The sequence below is a fragment of the Pseudarthrobacter sp. NPDC058196 genome, assembly GCF_042882685.1.
Classification (GTDB): Bacteria; Actinomycetota; Actinomycetes; order Actinomycetales; family Micrococcaceae; genus Arthrobacter.
This window is the reverse complement of sequence record NZ_JBHVVN010000009.1, coordinates 111,834-127,228: the sequence shown is the minus strand read 5'-3', so window position 1 is coordinate 127,228 and position 15,395 is coordinate 111,834. Positions and strand designations below refer to the sequence as shown.

The 15,395-nt window shown below is 67.8% G+C and carries 14 protein-coding genes and 3 tRNA genes; 4 read left to right on the top strand and 13 right to left on the bottom strand.

Annotated elements, in window-relative coordinates; all coding sequences use genetic code 11:
- Nucleotides 1-2 precede the first annotated feature (2 nt).
- The 9 genes from ACFVVC_RS14435 to ACFVVC_RS14395 all read right to left on the bottom strand — a co-directional run bounded on the left by ACFVVC_RS14435 (nucleotide 3) and on the right by ACFVVC_RS14395 (nucleotide 4,976).
- The gene (locus ACFVVC_RS14435; protein ID WP_387454450.1) at nucleotides 3-614 is read right to left on the bottom strand and encodes a hypothetical protein; all 612 of its coding nucleotides are present in this window, start codon (nucleotides 612-614) and stop codon (nucleotides 3-5) included.
- Nucleotides 611-1,249, bottom strand: coding sequence for a hypothetical protein (locus tag ACFVVC_RS14430; RefSeq protein ID WP_387454448.1), 639 nt, complete (start codon nucleotides 1,247-1,249; stop codon nucleotides 611-613). Before ACFVVC_RS14430 ends, ACFVVC_RS14435 begins: the two co-directional genes overlap by 4 nt.
- Complete coding sequence (locus ACFVVC_RS14425; RefSeq protein WP_387454445.1) at nucleotides 1,246-1,626, bottom strand: hypothetical protein; 381 nt, start codon at nucleotides 1,624-1,626, stop codon at nucleotides 1,246-1,248. Before ACFVVC_RS14425 ends, ACFVVC_RS14430 begins: the two co-directional genes overlap by 4 nt.
- Nucleotides 1,623-1,814 carry a hypothetical protein gene (locus ACFVVC_RS14420; RefSeq protein WP_387454442.1) on the bottom strand — a complete coding sequence of 64 codons (192 nt, stop codon included), beginning with the start codon at nucleotides 1,812-1,814 and terminating at the stop codon, nucleotides 1,623-1,625. Before ACFVVC_RS14420 ends, ACFVVC_RS14425 begins: the two co-directional genes overlap by 4 nt.
- Nucleotides 1,811-2,263, bottom strand: a complete 453-nt coding sequence (locus tag ACFVVC_RS14415; protein WP_387454439.1) for an Asp23/Gls24 family envelope stress response protein — start codon at nucleotides 2,261-2,263, stop codon at nucleotides 1,811-1,813. The genes ACFVVC_RS14420 and ACFVVC_RS14415 overlap by 4 nt, the downstream gene beginning before the upstream one ends.
- 182 nt (nucleotides 2,264-2,445) lie before the next feature.
- Nucleotides 2,446-4,038, bottom strand: coding sequence for a glycoside hydrolase family 68 protein (locus ACFVVC_RS14410; protein WP_387454436.1), 1,593 nt, complete (start codon nucleotides 4,036-4,038; stop codon nucleotides 2,446-2,448).
- Between the two features lie 576 nt (nucleotides 4,039-4,614).
- Nucleotides 4,615-4,690 (bottom strand) — tRNA-Phe (locus ACFVVC_RS14405).
- 48 nt (nucleotides 4,691-4,738) lie between these two features.
- Nucleotides 4,739-4,812: transfer RNA gene (locus ACFVVC_RS14400), tRNA-Asp, on the bottom strand.
- A gap of 91 nt (nucleotides 4,813-4,903) precedes the next feature.
- A tRNA-Glu gene (locus ACFVVC_RS14395) sits at nucleotides 4,904-4,976 on the bottom strand.
- 164 nt (nucleotides 4,977-5,140) lie between these two features.
- On the opposite strand from ACFVVC_RS14395, the gene ACFVVC_RS14390 reads away from it, so the two are divergent.
- The 4 genes from ACFVVC_RS14390 to ACFVVC_RS14375 all read left to right on the top strand — a co-directional run bounded on the left by ACFVVC_RS14390 (nucleotide 5,141) and on the right by ACFVVC_RS14375 (nucleotide 9,396).
- On the top strand, nucleotides 5,141-6,157 hold the full coding sequence (locus ACFVVC_RS14390; protein ID WP_387454434.1) for a PHP domain-containing protein: 1,017 nt from the start codon (nucleotides 5,141-5,143) through the stop codon (nucleotides 6,155-6,157).
- A 91-nt stretch (nucleotides 6,158-6,248) separates the two neighbouring features.
- Nucleotides 6,249-7,229 carry a DMT family transporter gene (locus ACFVVC_RS14385; RefSeq protein WP_387454432.1) on the top strand — a complete coding sequence of 327 codons (981 nt, stop codon included), beginning with the start codon at nucleotides 6,249-6,251 and terminating at the stop codon, nucleotides 7,227-7,229.
- 9 nt (nucleotides 7,230-7,238) lie between these two features.
- Entirely contained in the window at nucleotides 7,239-7,697 is a 459-nt protein-coding gene (locus ACFVVC_RS14380) for a metallopeptidase family protein (RefSeq protein ID WP_387454429.1), read from the top strand.
- Between the two features lie 208 nt (nucleotides 7,698-7,905).
- Complete coding sequence (locus ACFVVC_RS14375; RefSeq protein WP_387454426.1) at nucleotides 7,906-9,396, top strand: C40 family peptidase; 1,491 nt, start codon at nucleotides 7,906-7,908, stop codon at nucleotides 9,394-9,396.
- 27 nt (nucleotides 9,397-9,423) lie between these two features.
- Here the strand turns inward: ACFVVC_RS14375 and ACFVVC_RS14370 are convergent, their stop codons facing one another.
- From ACFVVC_RS14370 to ACFVVC_RS14355, 4 genes are all read right to left on the bottom strand, one after another.
- Nucleotides 9,424-10,338, bottom strand: coding sequence for an ABC transporter permease (locus ACFVVC_RS14370; RefSeq protein WP_387454423.1), 915 nt, complete (start codon nucleotides 10,336-10,338; stop codon nucleotides 9,424-9,426).
- Entirely contained in the window at nucleotides 10,328-11,338 is a 1,011-nt protein-coding gene (locus tag ACFVVC_RS14365) for an ABC transporter ATP-binding protein (RefSeq protein ID WP_387454421.1), read from the bottom strand. Before ACFVVC_RS14365 ends, ACFVVC_RS14370 begins: the two co-directional genes overlap by 11 nt.
- Nucleotides 11,335-12,450: an outer membrane lipoprotein carrier protein LolA gene (locus ACFVVC_RS14360; protein WP_387454751.1), complete on the bottom strand. Its 1,116-nt coding sequence runs from the start codon at nucleotides 12,448-12,450 to the stop codon at nucleotides 11,335-11,337. The genes ACFVVC_RS14365 and ACFVVC_RS14360 overlap by 4 nt, the downstream gene beginning before the upstream one ends.
- 87 nt (nucleotides 12,451-12,537) lie before the next feature.
- Nucleotides 12,538-15,393: a PEP/pyruvate-binding domain-containing protein gene (locus ACFVVC_RS14355; RefSeq protein ID WP_387454418.1), complete on the bottom strand. Its 2,856-nt coding sequence runs from the start codon at nucleotides 15,391-15,393 to the stop codon at nucleotides 12,538-12,540.
- Between the last annotated feature and the right edge of the window lie 2 nt (nucleotides 15,394-15,395).

Sequence of the window (15,395 nt, the reverse complement as noted above, 5' to 3'; positions counted from 1 at the left end):
GGTCAGCGGACGCGCTCAGCCCGGCTGAAGCGCGTCCGCGCCCCTGCACCGATGTGGATGAGGACGGGAATCTCCTTGCCCACCACGGCGTCCAAGGCGTCCAGGAGCCCTGATACCTCGGCAGCCAACAGGTGTGGTGCCACACCCTGCCGGGGCAAGAGCCTGACCTTGAGCGCGGGCGATCCCTTCACGTCATAGGTGGTGACGGTGGAACCGGCAAGGTCCGGACGCCCCTCGAGGGCCTGCTTGAGTGCCTGTTCGGCAACACCGCCACCGATCCGGATATCGCCGGGGACGTCACCGGGGTCGTACGCGGCCGCAAGGACGTTGGCCCGGCCCTTTCCCTGCTGCGCCATCCAGGCCACCATGAGTCCCATCAGGACCAGCAGTGCCAGGGCCACCGCGATCCACAGCCAGCTTTCCTGCTGTCCGGGGAAACGGGTGGAATTGAAGGCCTGGTTGATGCCGTCCCATGCCCCGGAGGCCCAGGCGTGCCACCATGGACCGGTTGCGGGCACAGCTGCCAGCAAGACCAGCAGCAGGCCCACCGTCAGCAGGATAACGCCCAGCAGGGTGAGGAGGATCCGGTTCAGCAGCGCAGGGGTGCTGTTCATGCGCCGATCACCCCGGACGGGGCCACGTTGACGCGGGCAGCGGGGGCCGGTTCCAGCTGCATCTGGTCCAGTTCATCGCTGACGGCGTCAAGAACGCGGTCCTGGTCCACCGCGACACCTGAGGTGGGCCGGACATTCACCATTACCTGGCGCTGGGACACCACCACCATGACTTGCTCAGGCGTGACGTTCGCGGCCAGCCGGGCACGGCGTGCGATCGAGGAAGCCACGACTTCGTCGTCCACCACTGCGGCCGAGGAACCGCCACGACGGCCGCCGGCCAACAGGTGGCGCGCCCGCCGTCCCGGAAGTATCCCGTTGAGGAAGAAAATCACACCCAGCATGCCGAGCACACCGCCGATCGCTCCCAGCAGAAGCGGCGGTACGCCGGAAGGAAGGTCAACGATCCGTTGGGCCGCCACCTGCGGCTCAATCAGCCAGGCAGGCTGCCCGACGGCATGGACGCCGGATTCGAGGACGCCGTAACCGGCCAGCACCAGGACCAGTGCGGCAGCAACCACCGAGACCGCGGCGCGCGTCGAATGCGTCTCGCGGTAGGTGATCCGGCGCATGTCCGGCCCGCTGCTCCCCCGGGAACCAGCCCTTGCACGGCGGCTTTCGACGCTGCTGCTCATTGCACCCGTCCTCCTGTGCTGATCTTTGCCCCGCTGATGCGGATATCCACCCGGCTCAGCCTGGAGCCGCTGAGCTCCGAGACGGACTCCAGAATGGCTGCCTTGGCTTTGACCGTGCGATCCCAGATGGATCCGCCGGATGCCCGGACCCGCGCCGGATCAAGCACCACCGACTCCAAAGGCGGGATGCTGATTGGCGTGACGAGGGACAAAGCCAGCAGGCCGTCGTCGTCCGTCCAATCCGCGCGCACGTCCTGCGCCTCCACGCCCAGGGCGTCGGCGGCGGCAGCCTTGGCGAGGCTGCTCAATGCCTGGGTACTGATCCGGTTGTGGCCGCTGAGCGCCTGCCCACTCGCAGCGGGCGCTGGTGAACTCATGAGGACGAACGCCGGCCGATGATGGCATCGATCACGCCGCGCAGATCCAGCTTCCCCTCGGCGGCGCGGCCGAGGATCGCGCCGATAGCCATGAAGAGCAGGGACACGATGAATCCCCACAAGCCGAATTGCAGTGACATAAAGGCCACGAAGGCGCCCACGGCCGTACCCGCAACGGTGAGGTTCACAGCAACGCCTCCCGGTCCACAGCCGCCGGCGCCGGTTTGACCGGCGGTGGCACGTACACGTCCGTAACCTCGACGTTCACTTCGATGACCTGCAGGCCAACGAGTTCTTCGACGGCGCGGTAAACGGCGGCGCGGACGTCATTGGCCAGCGAATGCAGGGGGGTCCCGTAGCTTGCCACCAGGGTGATGTCCACGGCTACCTGCGTTTCGCCCACCTCCGCGTGGACTCCTGCTGAGTGGTCCGAACTTCCGACGGCGTCCCGGATGGCACCCAGTGCACGGGACGGCCCCGAGCCAAGGGAGTAGACGCCAGGAACGGCGCGCGCCGCAATTCCAGCGACCTTGGCGACGGCGGTTTCGGAGATTACTGTGCGTCCCGGCCCCGGATTCTTCACCGGGTTGGCGGCAGGACGGCTTGGTACCACGGGTTGTGGGTTCTGGTATTCCATCAGGCACTCCCCCTTCTGTTGATTCCACCCTATCCCCAGCCTGCGGCAGATGCGCCGGAAACACTGCGGGCCGCCGCGGCGAAGGTGTTGCCCGTTGAAAAAGACCCAGGCGGGGAAGCCCCCAAGGACATCCCCGCCTGGGCGGTATACAGCCGGACTTACCGGCGGTGGTGCAAAACGGCCTACTTGTAGAGGCCCTCGCCGCCTACCCTGACGTTGGTGGGCAGGTAGCCGTACGGCCCAAGGCCGTTCCGGCCAAAGCTGCGGTCAACCTGGGATACGCCGTTGCGGAAGTTGATCTTCACGGTCGGCGAGAGCGAGCCGCCTCGGACGCCGTTGACGTTGTCGATGAACGACTGCACCAGGCCACCGGGCTGAACGTAGTGCGAATAGGCCTGGAACTGCCGCCCGTTCTGCTTCGCGGACGGGCTCTCCGGTGCGTTGGCTGCCAGGTTGAGGTCCGTCGGGGATCCCAGTGCCAGGCCGCTGTTGTTCATCGGCTGGAAGTCGGAACGGACGCCGTCGCCCGCGAAGCCGTAGACGCCGTCGGGACCGCGCATACCGGCTGCATAGGTGAACTGGTGGCTGATGGTGAAGAGATAGTACTTGTTCTTCCCGCCCTCATTCTGGATGAAGATCTGCGGCCGCTCGGTCTGGTCGTTCACGCAGTTCGCGGAAAGGATCGGCGGGAGGAAGGACCACTTGGTCAGGTCCTTGTTGTCAGCCACAGCAAGGCCAACGTTTGCGGTCTGGTAGTAGGCGCCGCTGTTCTGGACGTCGTTGACGTTCTCGGCGCGCGGATCGCCCGGCTTGTAGCCGAGGTCCTCGTCCTTGCACTTGTAATCACCGCGGGTGCCGCCGGTGTTGCCTTCGAACACCATGTAGGTCTTGCCGGGGTGGGCCGGGTCAACGAACGTGTAGGGGTCGCGGAACGCGAAGCCGGGGTTCTGCGCCTTGGTCTGGTACATCTTGCCGTCCGGTTCCAGGAGCTTGGTGTGCTGGAAGCCATCGAACGTGACGCCGTTCTTGTCAGCGTGGATGTTGCCCAGGGCCTTCGCGATCGCAGCGTCGGGAGCAATTCCGCCGCCACCGGCATTGCGCTGGGCGATGTCGTAGAACGTGGTGGCCGTGTAGAACACGTTGACGTGGTCACCCTGCATCAGGCGGGTGGAGCCGGACCACTCGGTGTTGCCGATAGAGGTGTTGTCCAGGAACAGGTGGCCGCCGTAGTTCCATTTGTCCTTGGCCGGGTCGGCGTTGGTCTTGCGGAAGAAGTACCCGATCCGGGCGTTCCAGTGGCGCTGGTCGAAGCCGTAGCCGGCATGGCGGTCTGCCACCAGGGAGAAGATGACATCCCAGCCCTTGTAGCTGATCTGGTTGGCATTCTCGTCGGTCAGGGACCAGGTGTCCCAGACCCACACGTCGTCGTTCATGGTGGGGAAATCCTGGGGAATCTCCGGCATGGTGACGTCGGGGCTCATGGAGTTTTCACCCGGGGTGACCGTCGAGTCGCTCTGGGCCATGATCTGCTTGGCGTCGGCACGGGTCCACTTGGAAGTGAAGTCCGACGCCGGATCGAACGCCTGCTGCGTGTGTCCGGTCGGGAGGGGGAAGCCCGGGGCGGGTGCCGGCATTTGCTGCACGGCGGGCGGATCGGACGGCTCGTTGGCCTGTGCGGAGGGGACGGCCAGAAAGGCCGAGGCGGCGAACGCCGCCGCCAATGCTGCGGCGGCGGGGCGCCACCGCAGCATCCGGTTCTGGGGGTGCTTGTGCATTGTTGCTCTTCTCGCGGAGTGGTAACTGTTCGTGGAAGACGGGCGTGTGCCCATTGCCCCGACAACGTCCGCGGCCCCGGCAACACCGCAGGTGCCGTCGGAGACGCCTTTGTGTGTCGGGAATCAACAGGGCCTGGGTAGGACCCCGGGCACATGGAAAGCATGCTTCCCTGGCCGCGATCCACGCTATGGGGCTTTCAGCAGCCATTTCAAACCCTGTTTCGCAGCCTCGAAACGGCTACCGGCGAGTAGGATGCAAGCGCTTACGCAAGCCAATGCGCGCGCGTGCCACAACGGTTTGGCGCAGGTCAAATGTTTCGTGGCCGCGTGGATTTTTTTCTTGCGGCGCACGCAGATGTTTCGCAGGCCACGCTGGCCGGAGTCGGACTGGCACGCGGAGGGGGGCAGGACGTGATGTGTGCGCGGCGCCGGCTCGTACGGACCGGGAGTGGTGGGCGGGGCCGGACCATTTGGGCCAGGGTTCGAGGTTGGGATTCAGGGCCGGCCGCGGGCGGCGCACAATTCCACCCCTTAAACGAAGAAAAGCACCAGTTCCGAAGAACTGATGCTTCCCAGTGGTGGCTCCGACCGGCGTCGATCCGGTGACCTTTCGATTTTCAGTCGAACGCTCTACCAACTGAGCTACAGAGCCTAGGTGACTAGTCACCATGAGAGCCGGAATTGCTTCCAACAATCAGAGCGACCCTGACGGGACTTGAACCCGCGACCTCCGCCGTGACAGGGCGGCGCGCTAACCAACTGCGCTACAGGGCCTTGCTTTTCTTGCTTTTGCAGTATCTCTACCGCTTTTTTCAAGGCTTCCAGCCTACCAGACTTTTTCAGCCTGCCTGACCAGTTCCTTGCGTACCCCCAACGGGATTCGAACCCGTGCCGCCGCCGTGAAAGGGCGGTGTCCTAGGCCGCTAGACGATGGGGGCCAGAACCCGTTCGGAACAAAATAAAAGGCGTCAAGCGAGGCTTTTCGTCTTTGTCCTTTGCGTTTCTCCGAACTGGACTCAACAACTATAGGGCCTCTGCAGGAATTATCCAAAATCGGCCAAAAACACCGCCATTCCGCCACTGCAGGGGCCAAGATGGACGGATGGATGCCGTCGCAGCCCTCAACGAGATTGCTTTCTGGCTTGAGCGCGGACGCGCTGCCACCTTCAAGGTGCAGGCCTTCCGGAAGGCGGCCGCCGCCATCGGCGCCCTGGGCCCGGACGAACTGGCCTCCCGCGCACGGTCGGGGCGGCTGAAGTCCATGAAGGGGATCGGCGACCGCACCTATACGGTGATCCGGGAGGCTGTGGACGGCAAGGTTCCCGAGTACCTCGCGGACCTCCGGGAGAAGGGCGCCCAGCCGCTGGCGGCCGGCGGCATGGACATCCAGGAGGCACTTCGCGGCGACCTCCACAGCCACAGCGAATGGTCCGACGGCGGCTCCCCCATCGAGCTGATGGTGGCCGCCGCGGAGGTACTGGGCAGGGAGTACCTGGCCCTGACCGACCACTCCCCCAACCTCACCATCGCCAACGGCCTCTCGCCCGAACGCCTGCGGGACCAGCTGGACGTGGTGGCGGGCATCAACGGCAAGGGCGGACCCACCCGGCTCCTGGCTGGCATCGAGGTGGACATCCTGGAATCTGGCGAGCTGGACCAGGAACCGGAACTGCTGGAGAGGCTGGACATCGTGGTGGCCAGCGTCCATTCGAAGCTGCGCGCCGACCGCAAGACCATGACCACGCGGATGCTCGGCGGGATCACCGACCCTCGGACCAACGTCCTGGGCCACTGCACCGGCCGCCTGGTGGAGGGCTCGCGCGGGACCAGGCCGCCGTCGGAGTTCGATGCCATGGAAGTGTTTGCCGCCTGCGCAGAGCACAACGTTGCCGTGGAGATCAATTCCCGGCCGGAGCGGCAGGATCCGCCCGACGCCCTGATCCAGCTGGCCTTGGAGGCCGGCTGCCTCTTCTCGATCGACAGCGATGCCCACGCACCAGGGCAGCTGGATTTCCTGCAATACGGCGCCGAACGGGCGGCCCGGAACAACGTTCCGGTTGAGCGGATCATCACCACCTGGCCGGTGGACAAGTTGCTGGCCTGGGCTGCCTCACCGTAGAGCCCCACCGGGGCATCGGGGGCGTCCACCGCCGCACCTCCATGGCCGATTCCCGCCAGCCGGGCCATGCCGCCGCCGCTACATTTGGTTCATGCCCTCATCCAGCCCCGCGCACGAACCCCTCACTCCCCCAGCTCCCACAGCCGCCCCGGTGAAGGCCCTCGGCGTGGCGGCCATGGCGGTCACCGTGCTGCTGTGGGCTTCGGCATTCGTGGGAATCCGCGCGATCGGTCCGCATTTCTCCCCCGGCTCCCTGACGTTGGGCAGACTGGCGGTTGCCGCCGTCGTCCTGGCCCTCCTGGTGGTGCCGCAACTGCTCAGGAGCCGCGTGGTGCCCCGGGGACGGGAGTGGCTGCCCATCCTGGCCTACGGCGTGATGTGGTTCGGTGGCTACAACGTCGCGCTGAACGCCGCCGAGCACATCCTGGACGCCGGCACCAGCGCCCTCCTGATCAACGTCAATCCCATCCTGGTGGCGATCATGGCCGGCATCGTCCTCAAGGAAGGGTTTCCACGGTGGCTGCTGATCGGCAGTACGGTGGCCTTTGCCGGCGTCGCGATGATTGCCATCGGCTCCGGGCAGCCGCGCACCCCCGGCGGCAGCACGACAGCGGACCTCGCGGGTGTGGCGCTGTGCCTCATTGCCGCGGTGCTCGCCGCCGTCAGCGTCATCGTCCAGAAGCCGGTGGTGCGGAAGTTCCCCGCAGCCCAGGCCACCTGGTTCGGCATCGTGGTGGGGGCCCTGTGCTGCCTGCCCTTCGCCGGGCAGCTCGTGGCCGAAGTACAGGCCGCCCCGCCGCAGGCCACCTGGGGGCTGGTGTACCTGGGAGTCTTCCCTACCGCCATCGCCTTCACCACGTGGGCTTACGCATTGTCCCTGGTGGATGCCGGGAAGCTGGCGGCCACCACCTACCTGGTGCCGGGAACCACCGTCCTCATCTCATGGCTGCTGCTGGGCGAGATCCCCACCGCCTGGGGACTGGCGGGTGGCTTGGTGTGCCTGGCGGGCGTCGGCCTGACCCGGCGCAGGACCTGGGCGCCCGGCGGGCGGCGCCGCCCGCATCGGGCCTAAAGTCGACCTATGCCAGCCAGCCTGCCACCGGGCCTGCCGATTGTCCCCTCGAGCCCGGACGGAGCAGCCCCGAACGAACCGGCCGCGGACGCGACCTCCGGATTCGCGATGTCCCCGGACGAGTTCGAGACCGCCGTCCAGGATGCCTTGGACAGCATTCCGGACCGCCTGGCCCGCGCTATGGACAACGTAGCCGTCTTCATCGAAGACGACTACGTTCCCGGCCCCGGGGAAGATCCGGACACCGTGCTGCTGGGGCTCTATGAAGGGGTGCCGCTGACGGAACGCGACTCGTGGTGGGACGCCGGATCCCTGCCGGACCGCATCACTATCTTCCGCGAACCCATCCTGGAGATCTGCGGCTCCCGGGATGAGGTGATCCACGAAGTGGCCGTGACCGTTGTGCACGAAATCGCCCACCACTTCGGCATCTCCGATGCCCGGCTGCACGAGTTGGGCTGGGGCTGAACCGGCTCCAGCGTGCGACCGGCCGCGCGACACGCCCCCTCGACCAACGCCACGAATGACATTCTTGTGGTTTATGTTATTGATGTGACTCCTGTTGCCAATGTGTAGCCAGTCACGTAACCTCGGACTGCTGGCGAGCAGCTGAGGGGCACCGTCGTGCCGCATCCAGAACCTCACTCCCAGCCCAATTGTTGCGAGGTCTCTGCACATGGTTTTATCCGGATCCGGCCGCAAAACGGCCGTGCTGTGCGCCGCCGTCGTACTCTTTGCCTCCGTCGCAACACCCGCAGCAGCCGTACCGGCGCCTTCCGCGCCGCTGTCCGTTCCGGCGTCGCCGGACATCCCGTCGCCGGAGGACATTGCCGCGGCAAAAGCCAGCGAGACCGCGACGGCGGACCAGGTCACCGCGATCGAGCACATCCTCGCCGACGCATCCACGGCCCAGCAGGCAGCCTTCGCCGTGGCGATGCAGGCAAACAACTCCTACAGCGAGGCGCTGGTGGAGCTGCAGCACCGGACCCAGGCCGCGTCCGCAGCCTCCGCCCGGGCCTCGTCTGCGAAGGAACAGCTGGACAAGACCCGGAAACAGGTGGGGCAACTCGCCGGCGACCTTTACCGTAACGGCGGCCTGAACCCGACGCTTGGAACCTTGGCCGGCGGCGGGGACAGCCTGCAGCAGGCCGCCACCCTCGAAGCCCTGTCCGCCAGCCGGAGCCGCGCTTTTGAAGCTGCGGATGCGGCGGCCACCGCGTACCGCTCCCTGACGGCAGCCGCCGACGATGCCACCAAAGCCGCTGACGATGCTGCGAAAACCGCCGAACAGCGGAAGTCCCAGGCCGAAGATGCCAACGCCGCGCAGGCCAAGGCCGTGTCCGACGCGAAAGCGCAGCGGACCATCCTGGTGGACCAGCTGGCGCAGCTCCGCAACACCACCGTGGCGCTGGAATCGGCCCGGGTGGATGCCTTGGAGAAGCAGCGTGAAGAAGCCCGGCTTGCGGCGTTGTCTGCCGCTGCCGACAAGGCCGCGCAGGAGAAAGCGGTGCAGGACAAAGCGGTGCAGGACCAGGCCGCTTCGCAGAACACCCCGCCCCGGAACGCGACGGCCCAGGACGCGGCACCTGCTCCTGCCGCTCCGGCACCGGCTGCCCCGGCCCCGGTACCAGCCCAGCCGCCTGCCGCTCCAGCACCGGCACCGGCACCGGCCGCGCCTGCTCCCGCGGCCCCCGCCCCCGCTGCGCCTGCCCCGGCCCCGGCCCCTGCTCCGGCCGACCCCGCACCGGCACCGGCCGCGCCTGCTCCCGCCCCGGCGCCCCCGTCAACCGGCGCAGGCACCTACGAGACAGCGATCTCCGTCGCCCTGGGGAAGGTCGGCGCCCCGTACTACTACCAGTGGGGCGGTACCGGCGTGTATGGCTTTGACTGCTCTGGCCTGGTGCAGAACGCCTTCGCCGCAGCCGGAAAGTACCTCCCGCGCACCGCGTCCCAGCAGTACGCTGCCGCCCCCATCCACGTCCCGATCTCCCAGGCGCGCCGCGGCGATCTCCTGGTGTGGGGTTCGGCTCCGAATTTCTACCACGTGGCCATCTACCTCGGAAACGGTCAGGTGGTGCAGGCGCTGAATCCGCAGGAAGGCATCACCGTCTCCAGCATCAGCTCCATGGTGGGAATGGACCTCTACCCGTACGCCGCCCGCTACTGAACCGTATTGCGGGGGTCCGCCCTCCACTCAGCTCAGGATGTCCTTGGTGACGAAACGGCCGTACGCCAGCGCCCCGAACACCGCCACATAGCCTGCTTGGAGCAGTGCGTTGGCGGCGAATGAGTCCCAAAGCACCGGTTGGCGCAGCATGTCACCGAAACCGAGCCAGTAATGGCTGAACAGCCACGGATGCAGCCAGTCCAGCTGGGGAAGCTGGTCCAGGACCTCGGAAACGACCGAGACCACCACGGTGGCCGCCATCGCACCGACGGGGACCACGGTCATGGTGGACAGGAACAGCCCAATCGCTGAGAGGCCCGCCAGGGACACGGCGATGTAGGCGGCAATGAGCACGATCCGCACGGCAGCCTCAGCGGGCTGGACCACTCCGCCGGACAGCAGGGTCACCGGCCCTACCGGAAAGAGCGCCGCGCCGATGGCCGCCCCCACCAGGCCGATGGTCAACGGTGCCACGATGCAAAAGGCCAGGGCACCCATGTACTTGACCAGGAGCAGCCGCACCCTGCCCGCCGGGGCCACCAGCAAATAACGGAGGGTTCCCAGGCTCGCTTCCCCGGCGATGGTGTCGCCGGCCACCACGCCCACGGCGAGCGGCATGAACAGCGGTACGGACACCAGCATGGCGGTGAAGGCCACGAAAAGGCCGTTTTGGGTGATCCGGTCAAGGAAGGCAGGGCCGCGCCCGGGCGGGACGGCGGACGAGACCTTGACCGCGACGGCGATGAGCACCGGAATGGCAGCCAGGGCCAGCAGCAGCGCCCAGGTGCGCCGCCGGGTGAACAGGACCCTGAGTTCCGAGGCCAGCAAGGACAAACCGGCACCTGCCGTCCTGGAACCGGACCGCCTGGACGTACTCTGCGGGGCTGCGGCCCGGGCGGTTCCCGCGGCCTGTGGGATGTCGGCAGGCACGCTACTGGGCAACGTCGAATCCTTCCCCGGTAAGGGCAACAAAGCGGTCTTCGAGGCTTTCGCGTTCGACGGCGAAGCCCCGGACACGCACGCCGGCCTGGACCAGGTGCGCCACCACTTCTTCCGGGAGCGGGGCGGCTTGCTGCCCGGCGGCGCCCAGCCCCGCCACGATGGTCTCGCCGTCCGGCGACTGCTTGCCGGCTTCCCCTTCCGGAGGTGCAGGTGCCAGCCCGAGCCGGGCGAGGACGTCCCGCGCCGCGCCGCCGTCCGGGGTGACCAGCCGGAGGCGGGCGCTGCCGGCCTGCCGGAGTTCGGCCAGCGGCCCTTGCGCCACAAGCTTGCCGGCGCTCATCACCGCGGCGTGGGTACACATCTGGTCCACCTCGGCCAGCAGGTGGCTGGAGACGAACACGGTGGTGCCCTCGTGGGCCAGGGACCGGACCAGGTTGCGCACCTCCCGCGTACCTTGCGGATCCAGCCCGTTGGTGGGCTCATCCAGCACCAGCAGGTCCCGGGGAGACAGCAGCGCGTTGGCTATGCCCAGCCGCTGCTTCATGCCCAGCGAGTATGCGTGGACCCGCTTACCGGCCGCGTGTTCCAGGCCCACGCGCTCCAAGGCCCGTTCCACCCTGGCCTTGCGGGTGGCCGGAACGGTGTGCCGCCCGGCGGCATCAAGCCGGTGGAGGTTGGCGGCCCCGGAGAGAAAGGGATAGAACGCCGGTCCTTCCACCAAGGCACCGACCCGCGGGAGCACGTCGTGGAACTCATCCGGCATCTGCCTGCCGAGCATTTTCACGGTTCCGGCGGACGCGGCCGCCAGACCAAGCAGCATGCGGATGGTGGTGGTCTTGCCGGACCCGTTGGGCCCGAGGAAACCGAACACCGCACCGTGCGGGACGGCAAGGTCCACAGCGTCGACGGCGGTCTGGTGGCCGAACCGCTTGCTCAGGCCATGGGTCTCGATCGCAAGCCCGGCAGCCGCCGGACCAGCGCCCGCCGGGCCCGTACTCACCGAGCCGCTGCCGCTGCGGCCTGCAGTGCTTCTGGCGGCACCATGCCGGCGAACATCCGGCCGTCGTCAGTGACCAGTACGTTCAGCAAGGCGGTGGAAAGAAGGCGGCCGCCCGAGACGGGGACTGCGGCCTGTGCCAGCAGCGGATCGGCCAGCAGGGACGCTGCAGCTGAACCGGATGCGCCCGCTGCCGTCCCCACTACCGTTTCCCAGCCGGTTCCGGCCACTGAGACGTGTGCCTTCGCTTCGAGCTGGGGCAGCAGCTGGTCCGGGTTGGTCAATGGCCCCGGATGCGGAGCATCTGCGGGCTCATGGGATTTGTCCGGAACCGGCACGTCCTTGACCGTGCTGCCGGGCGGTGGCGTGAAGCTGAACAGGGACTGGTCCGGCGTGTCCAGGGTAAGTGCGGTGAATCCGGAACGGAAAGCCGGCTTGTCGGCTCCGCGTGCGGTCACCTGTACGGACAGCGGCATGCCCGTTTGGCCATCGACCGCGATGGCCACATTGCCCACCAGCGTGGCGCCGGTGCGGGGCTCAATCACCAGGTTGTAGGCACTCCGGCCGGCAACGACGACGTCCGGTCCCACGGTGACGGAGGTGGTGGGATCGACCTTGGACAGGAACTGCTGGGCCAGGTCGCCCGGCGCGGGCAGGCCCGGTGTACCCTGCGCGTCCTTCGAGGGCGTCGGATCCTTTGTTTTTGCCGGCAGCGTCAGGTGCTCGGCGGTGTTGTCCTTCGATGAGTAGAACCAGACGTCACTGCCGTGCCGGACGACGTCCCGCTCGGCCAACTGGTCCACTACCTGCACGCGGGCGTTGTCCTTGCCGTCGACGTAGATGCGCGCGGTGTGCTGGCCGGACAAGAGTTCAATCACGGAAGCTGCGCTCCCGGCTGATGCAGGGGCAGAGGTCTTTCCGGCGGCCGGAAGCTCGGGCAGGCCCAGGTCCGCCACCTGTTCCAACGTTCCCGAGAATGCTTGCACCTGATGGGTGCCCACCAGTTCCAGGACTTGGGCGGGGGTTTTCGCAGGCAACGGGTCTCCGGCGCTGGCCGGGAGTGAGCCGGTGAGGGCGCCCACGGCGATCACCACCGGGGCCGCGGCGGCAGGCATCCACCGAAGCCATGTCCGGCGGCTCAACCTGCTGCGCTGCTGCAACTCTCCACTGGAATCCAGCGTGTTGGAACCCATAGATCAAGGTTACGCCCGCGCGGCCGGGTCCGTGCCGGTATGGGCCCCTGAACCTTCGGCACCGGCCGGGCGTTCGGGCACGACGGTTCCCGCACCGCCGTCGACCGCTACTCTCTGGCCGGTGGTTATCAGCCTGGTGGCATCCGCCACCCCAACGACCGCGGGAATCCCGTATTCCCTGGCCACGACGGCGCCGTGGGAGTTGGCGCCGCCCATCTCCATCACCAGCCCTCCCGCAGTGAGGAACAACGGTGTCCACCCGGGGTCAGTGGACGGGGCAACCAGGATTTCGCCCGGTTCAAGGCGGGCGCCGACGGGGTCCAGGACCACCCGTGCCGCCGCCGTCACCGTCCCTGCCGAGGCAGGGCTTCCCCCCAGCGTTCCTTCAACCATGCCGACGGCGGTCCGCACCGCTTCGGGTTCCGTGCCGTCGGAGAGGAGCACCCGGGGTATATGGCGGCGTCCGAGCTCCCGGCGGTAGTCCGCCCGCCGGGCCGCGATGAGCTCCCGGAGGTCCGGGAGCGTTGCTCTCCGGTCCCCTGTTTCACCAGACAAGGCCTGCCGCGCCTCGTCGAGTTCCAGGAAGAAGACGTCGTCCGGGCGGTCGAGGGCCCCGGCCTCCGCGAGTTCGACGCCCACCATGAGCAGTTGCCTGCGGACCTCGCCAAGGCCAACCACAAGCTGGTACTTAGGCATTTCACGCAGGCCGGCGAACAGCCGTGCCCGGCGCAAGGCAGCGCGCACCAGCACTCCCCTGATCCTGCCGCGCCCGGCTGCACGGGCCACGAGCCGGTTAACCTGGGCTTCAGCGTCCTCGGCCGCCTTGCCGAACTGCCGGTCCGGCGCGAGGGCGGGATCCTCCAGCCGGAGGTAGTTGGCCAGGATGCCCAGGATGTGTGCGGGCTCTTCCGACCAGCGCGGCAGCCCGACGTCGATCTCAGCCACCGCCCGGTGTCCGTAGCGGTCAAGGAACCTCGCGAGCCCGGCGTCCAGACGCGCGGGCAGCCGCCCGGCCTTGAAATCTTCCGCCAGTGCCGTTGGATCCGACCCCGTCAGGGCGGCACTCGATTCGCCATCGTCCTTGATGGCCGTGGCGAGGCGCCACAGCTCAAGGTCCATCTCGGTGGTGACGTTGTTCGGCAGGCCCCGGATAACGGGCTGGAGTTCATCCCACGCGTCATCGCCGAGGAGCTTTCCTGCGAGGCCCAGCATGGCGAAACCGACCAAGGGAAGGGGAAGTATGGCTGGAACAATCGGAAACAGGCGGCCTCCGAGGAGGGCCTCGACGTGCGCCAGCCTGGCCAGGGTCCCGGCATCGTCGCCGGGGGCCAGCGATGCCTCGAATTCCCGCGTAAAGCGGTCCAGCCGGCGGAGGGCTGCCGCGGGCCGGAGCAGGGCCCGGAGTATTGCTTGCGGAACCCCGGCGTGCACTGCTGCCGGGCCCGCGTGCCGTAGGAGCCCGAAGGGCGTCCTGCTGGTTACCGCAAAGGCAGGGTCCTCGAACAATTGCCGCATGACCGCTGCGGTCCGTGCCTCCATGACGTCAAAGACCCTGGGAACGATGCGGCGGCCCACGGCGCTGCGAAGTGGGGTGGTGAAATCGATGTACATCCGCTGCCCTGCCTCGGCGTACGGGGACGGCCCCCGCCGGGGTTCGGGAACCGGGAACCGTGCGGCCGTGGCCACGGACGAGGCGACCAGGCGCAACGCAGCGAGCCCCATGGGGGTAAGTGGCCGGGTGAGTCCCTGCGCCAGGCTGAAGCACAGGTACGCCCTGGTGCCGCCGGCGCCGGGCCGGCCCTGGCGGAGGTGGGCGGCCCCGTGGCTTTCCGGGACCGGGTAGAGAGTGGTGATGGGCCGGGATTGGGTCAACCACAGGGTGCCCGTGTTGTCGATAGCCCACTCGGTGTCCTGTGGGGTGCCGAAATGGTCTTCGGCCTCCAGGCCAAGCCCCGCCAAGGCAGCCAGCTGGCGCTCCGTCAGGCAGGGCGTTCCGGTGCTGCCCGGCAATGTCCTGGTCTCCGTGCCGCCGCCGGGAAGGGGCCGGACCTCGACGCCTTCCCCACCAAGGCGCTGCTCCACCACCTTGCCTGTCAGGCCGTCCACCACAAAGTGGTCCGGGTTGACCGCGCCGGAAACCACGGCTTCGCCGAGGCCCGGGCCGGCATCGATAACCACCTGCCGGCGCCGACCGGTGAGTGGGTTCGCCGTGAACATGACACCCGCCGTGTCCGCATCCACCATCCGCTGCACCACCACGGCGAGGGCCACTCCGGCGGGCTCGATGCCCAGGCTTGCCCGGTAGGCAGTTGCACGGTCGGTCCAGAGCGAGGCCCAACAATTGCGGACAGCTTCAAGGACCGCGTCCACTCCAACGACGTTGAGGTAGGTGTCCTGCTGGCCGGCGAAACTCGCAAACGGCAGGTCCTCGGCGGTGGCGGAGGACCTCACCGCCACCGGTACGTCCGGCCCCATCGCGGCATACGCCTGGCTGACGGCGTCGGATACTGCTCCCGGAAGCGGCGCCGCCAGGATTGCGGCGCGAGCGGTTCCGGCCAGTTCGGCAAGGTGGGGCGACTCGTTGGTGGCAGGATCGTGGCCCGTGGCCCGTGCTGCTGCCTGCAGGGCTGCATAGACATCCGCAAGTTCTGGCAGGACGGGATCAGGGGCACCTACCACCTGCCAGTATGCCTGCGTGGTCAGGCAGAAACCTTCCGGGACGGGCAGCCCAGCGGAGAGCAACTCGCCGAGGTTCGCTGCCTTGCCGCCCACGAGGGCCAGCATTCCGGCGTCGAGGGCGGCAAGCGCCAGGACCGGTCCGGCGTCCCCGCTGGTGCCCGGTGACGGTATCCCGTGCTGCTCCATGG

Bases quoted from the DNA above. Each gene is read 5' to 3' on its own strand.
- ACFVVC_RS14390 (WP_387454434.1), top strand. From the start codon at position 5,141: ATGGATGCCGTCGCAGCCCTCAACGAGATTGCTTTCTGGCTTGAGCGC.
- ACFVVC_RS14360 (WP_387454751.1), bottom strand. From the start codon at position 12,450: ATGCCTGCCGCCGCGGCCCCGGTGGTGATCGCCGTGGGCGCCCTCACC.
- ACFVVC_RS14355 (WP_387454418.1), bottom strand. From the start codon at position 15,393: ATGGAGCAGCACGGGATACCGTCACCGGGCACCAGCGGGGACGCCGGA.
- ACFVVC_RS14430 (WP_387454448.1), bottom strand. From the start codon at position 1,249: ATGAGCAGCAGCGTCGAAAGCCGCCGTGCAAGGGCTGGTTCCCGGGGG.
- ACFVVC_RS14410 (WP_387454436.1), bottom strand. From the start codon at position 4,038: ATGCACAAGCACCCCCAGAACCGGATGCTGCGGTGGCGCCCCGCCGCC.
- ACFVVC_RS14380 (WP_387454429.1), top strand. From the start codon at position 7,239: ATGCCAGCCAGCCTGCCACCGGGCCTGCCGATTGTCCCCTCGAGCCCG.
- ACFVVC_RS14375 (WP_387454426.1), top strand. From the start codon at position 7,906: ATGGTTTTATCCGGATCCGGCCGCAAAACGGCCGTGCTGTGCGCCGCC.
- ACFVVC_RS14435 (WP_387454450.1), bottom strand. From the start codon at position 614: ATGAACAGCACCCCTGCGCTGCTGAACCGGATCCTCCTCACCCTGCTG.
- ACFVVC_RS14385 (WP_387454432.1), top strand. From the start codon at position 6,249: ATGCCCTCATCCAGCCCCGCGCACGAACCCCTCACTCCCCCAGCTCCC.
- ACFVVC_RS14425 (WP_387454445.1), bottom strand. From the start codon at position 1,626: ATGAGTTCACCAGCGCCCGCTGCGAGTGGGCAGGCGCTCAGCGGCCAC.
- ACFVVC_RS14415 (WP_387454439.1), bottom strand. From the start codon at position 2,263: ATGGAATACCAGAACCCACAACCCGTGGTACCAAGCCGTCCTGCCGCC.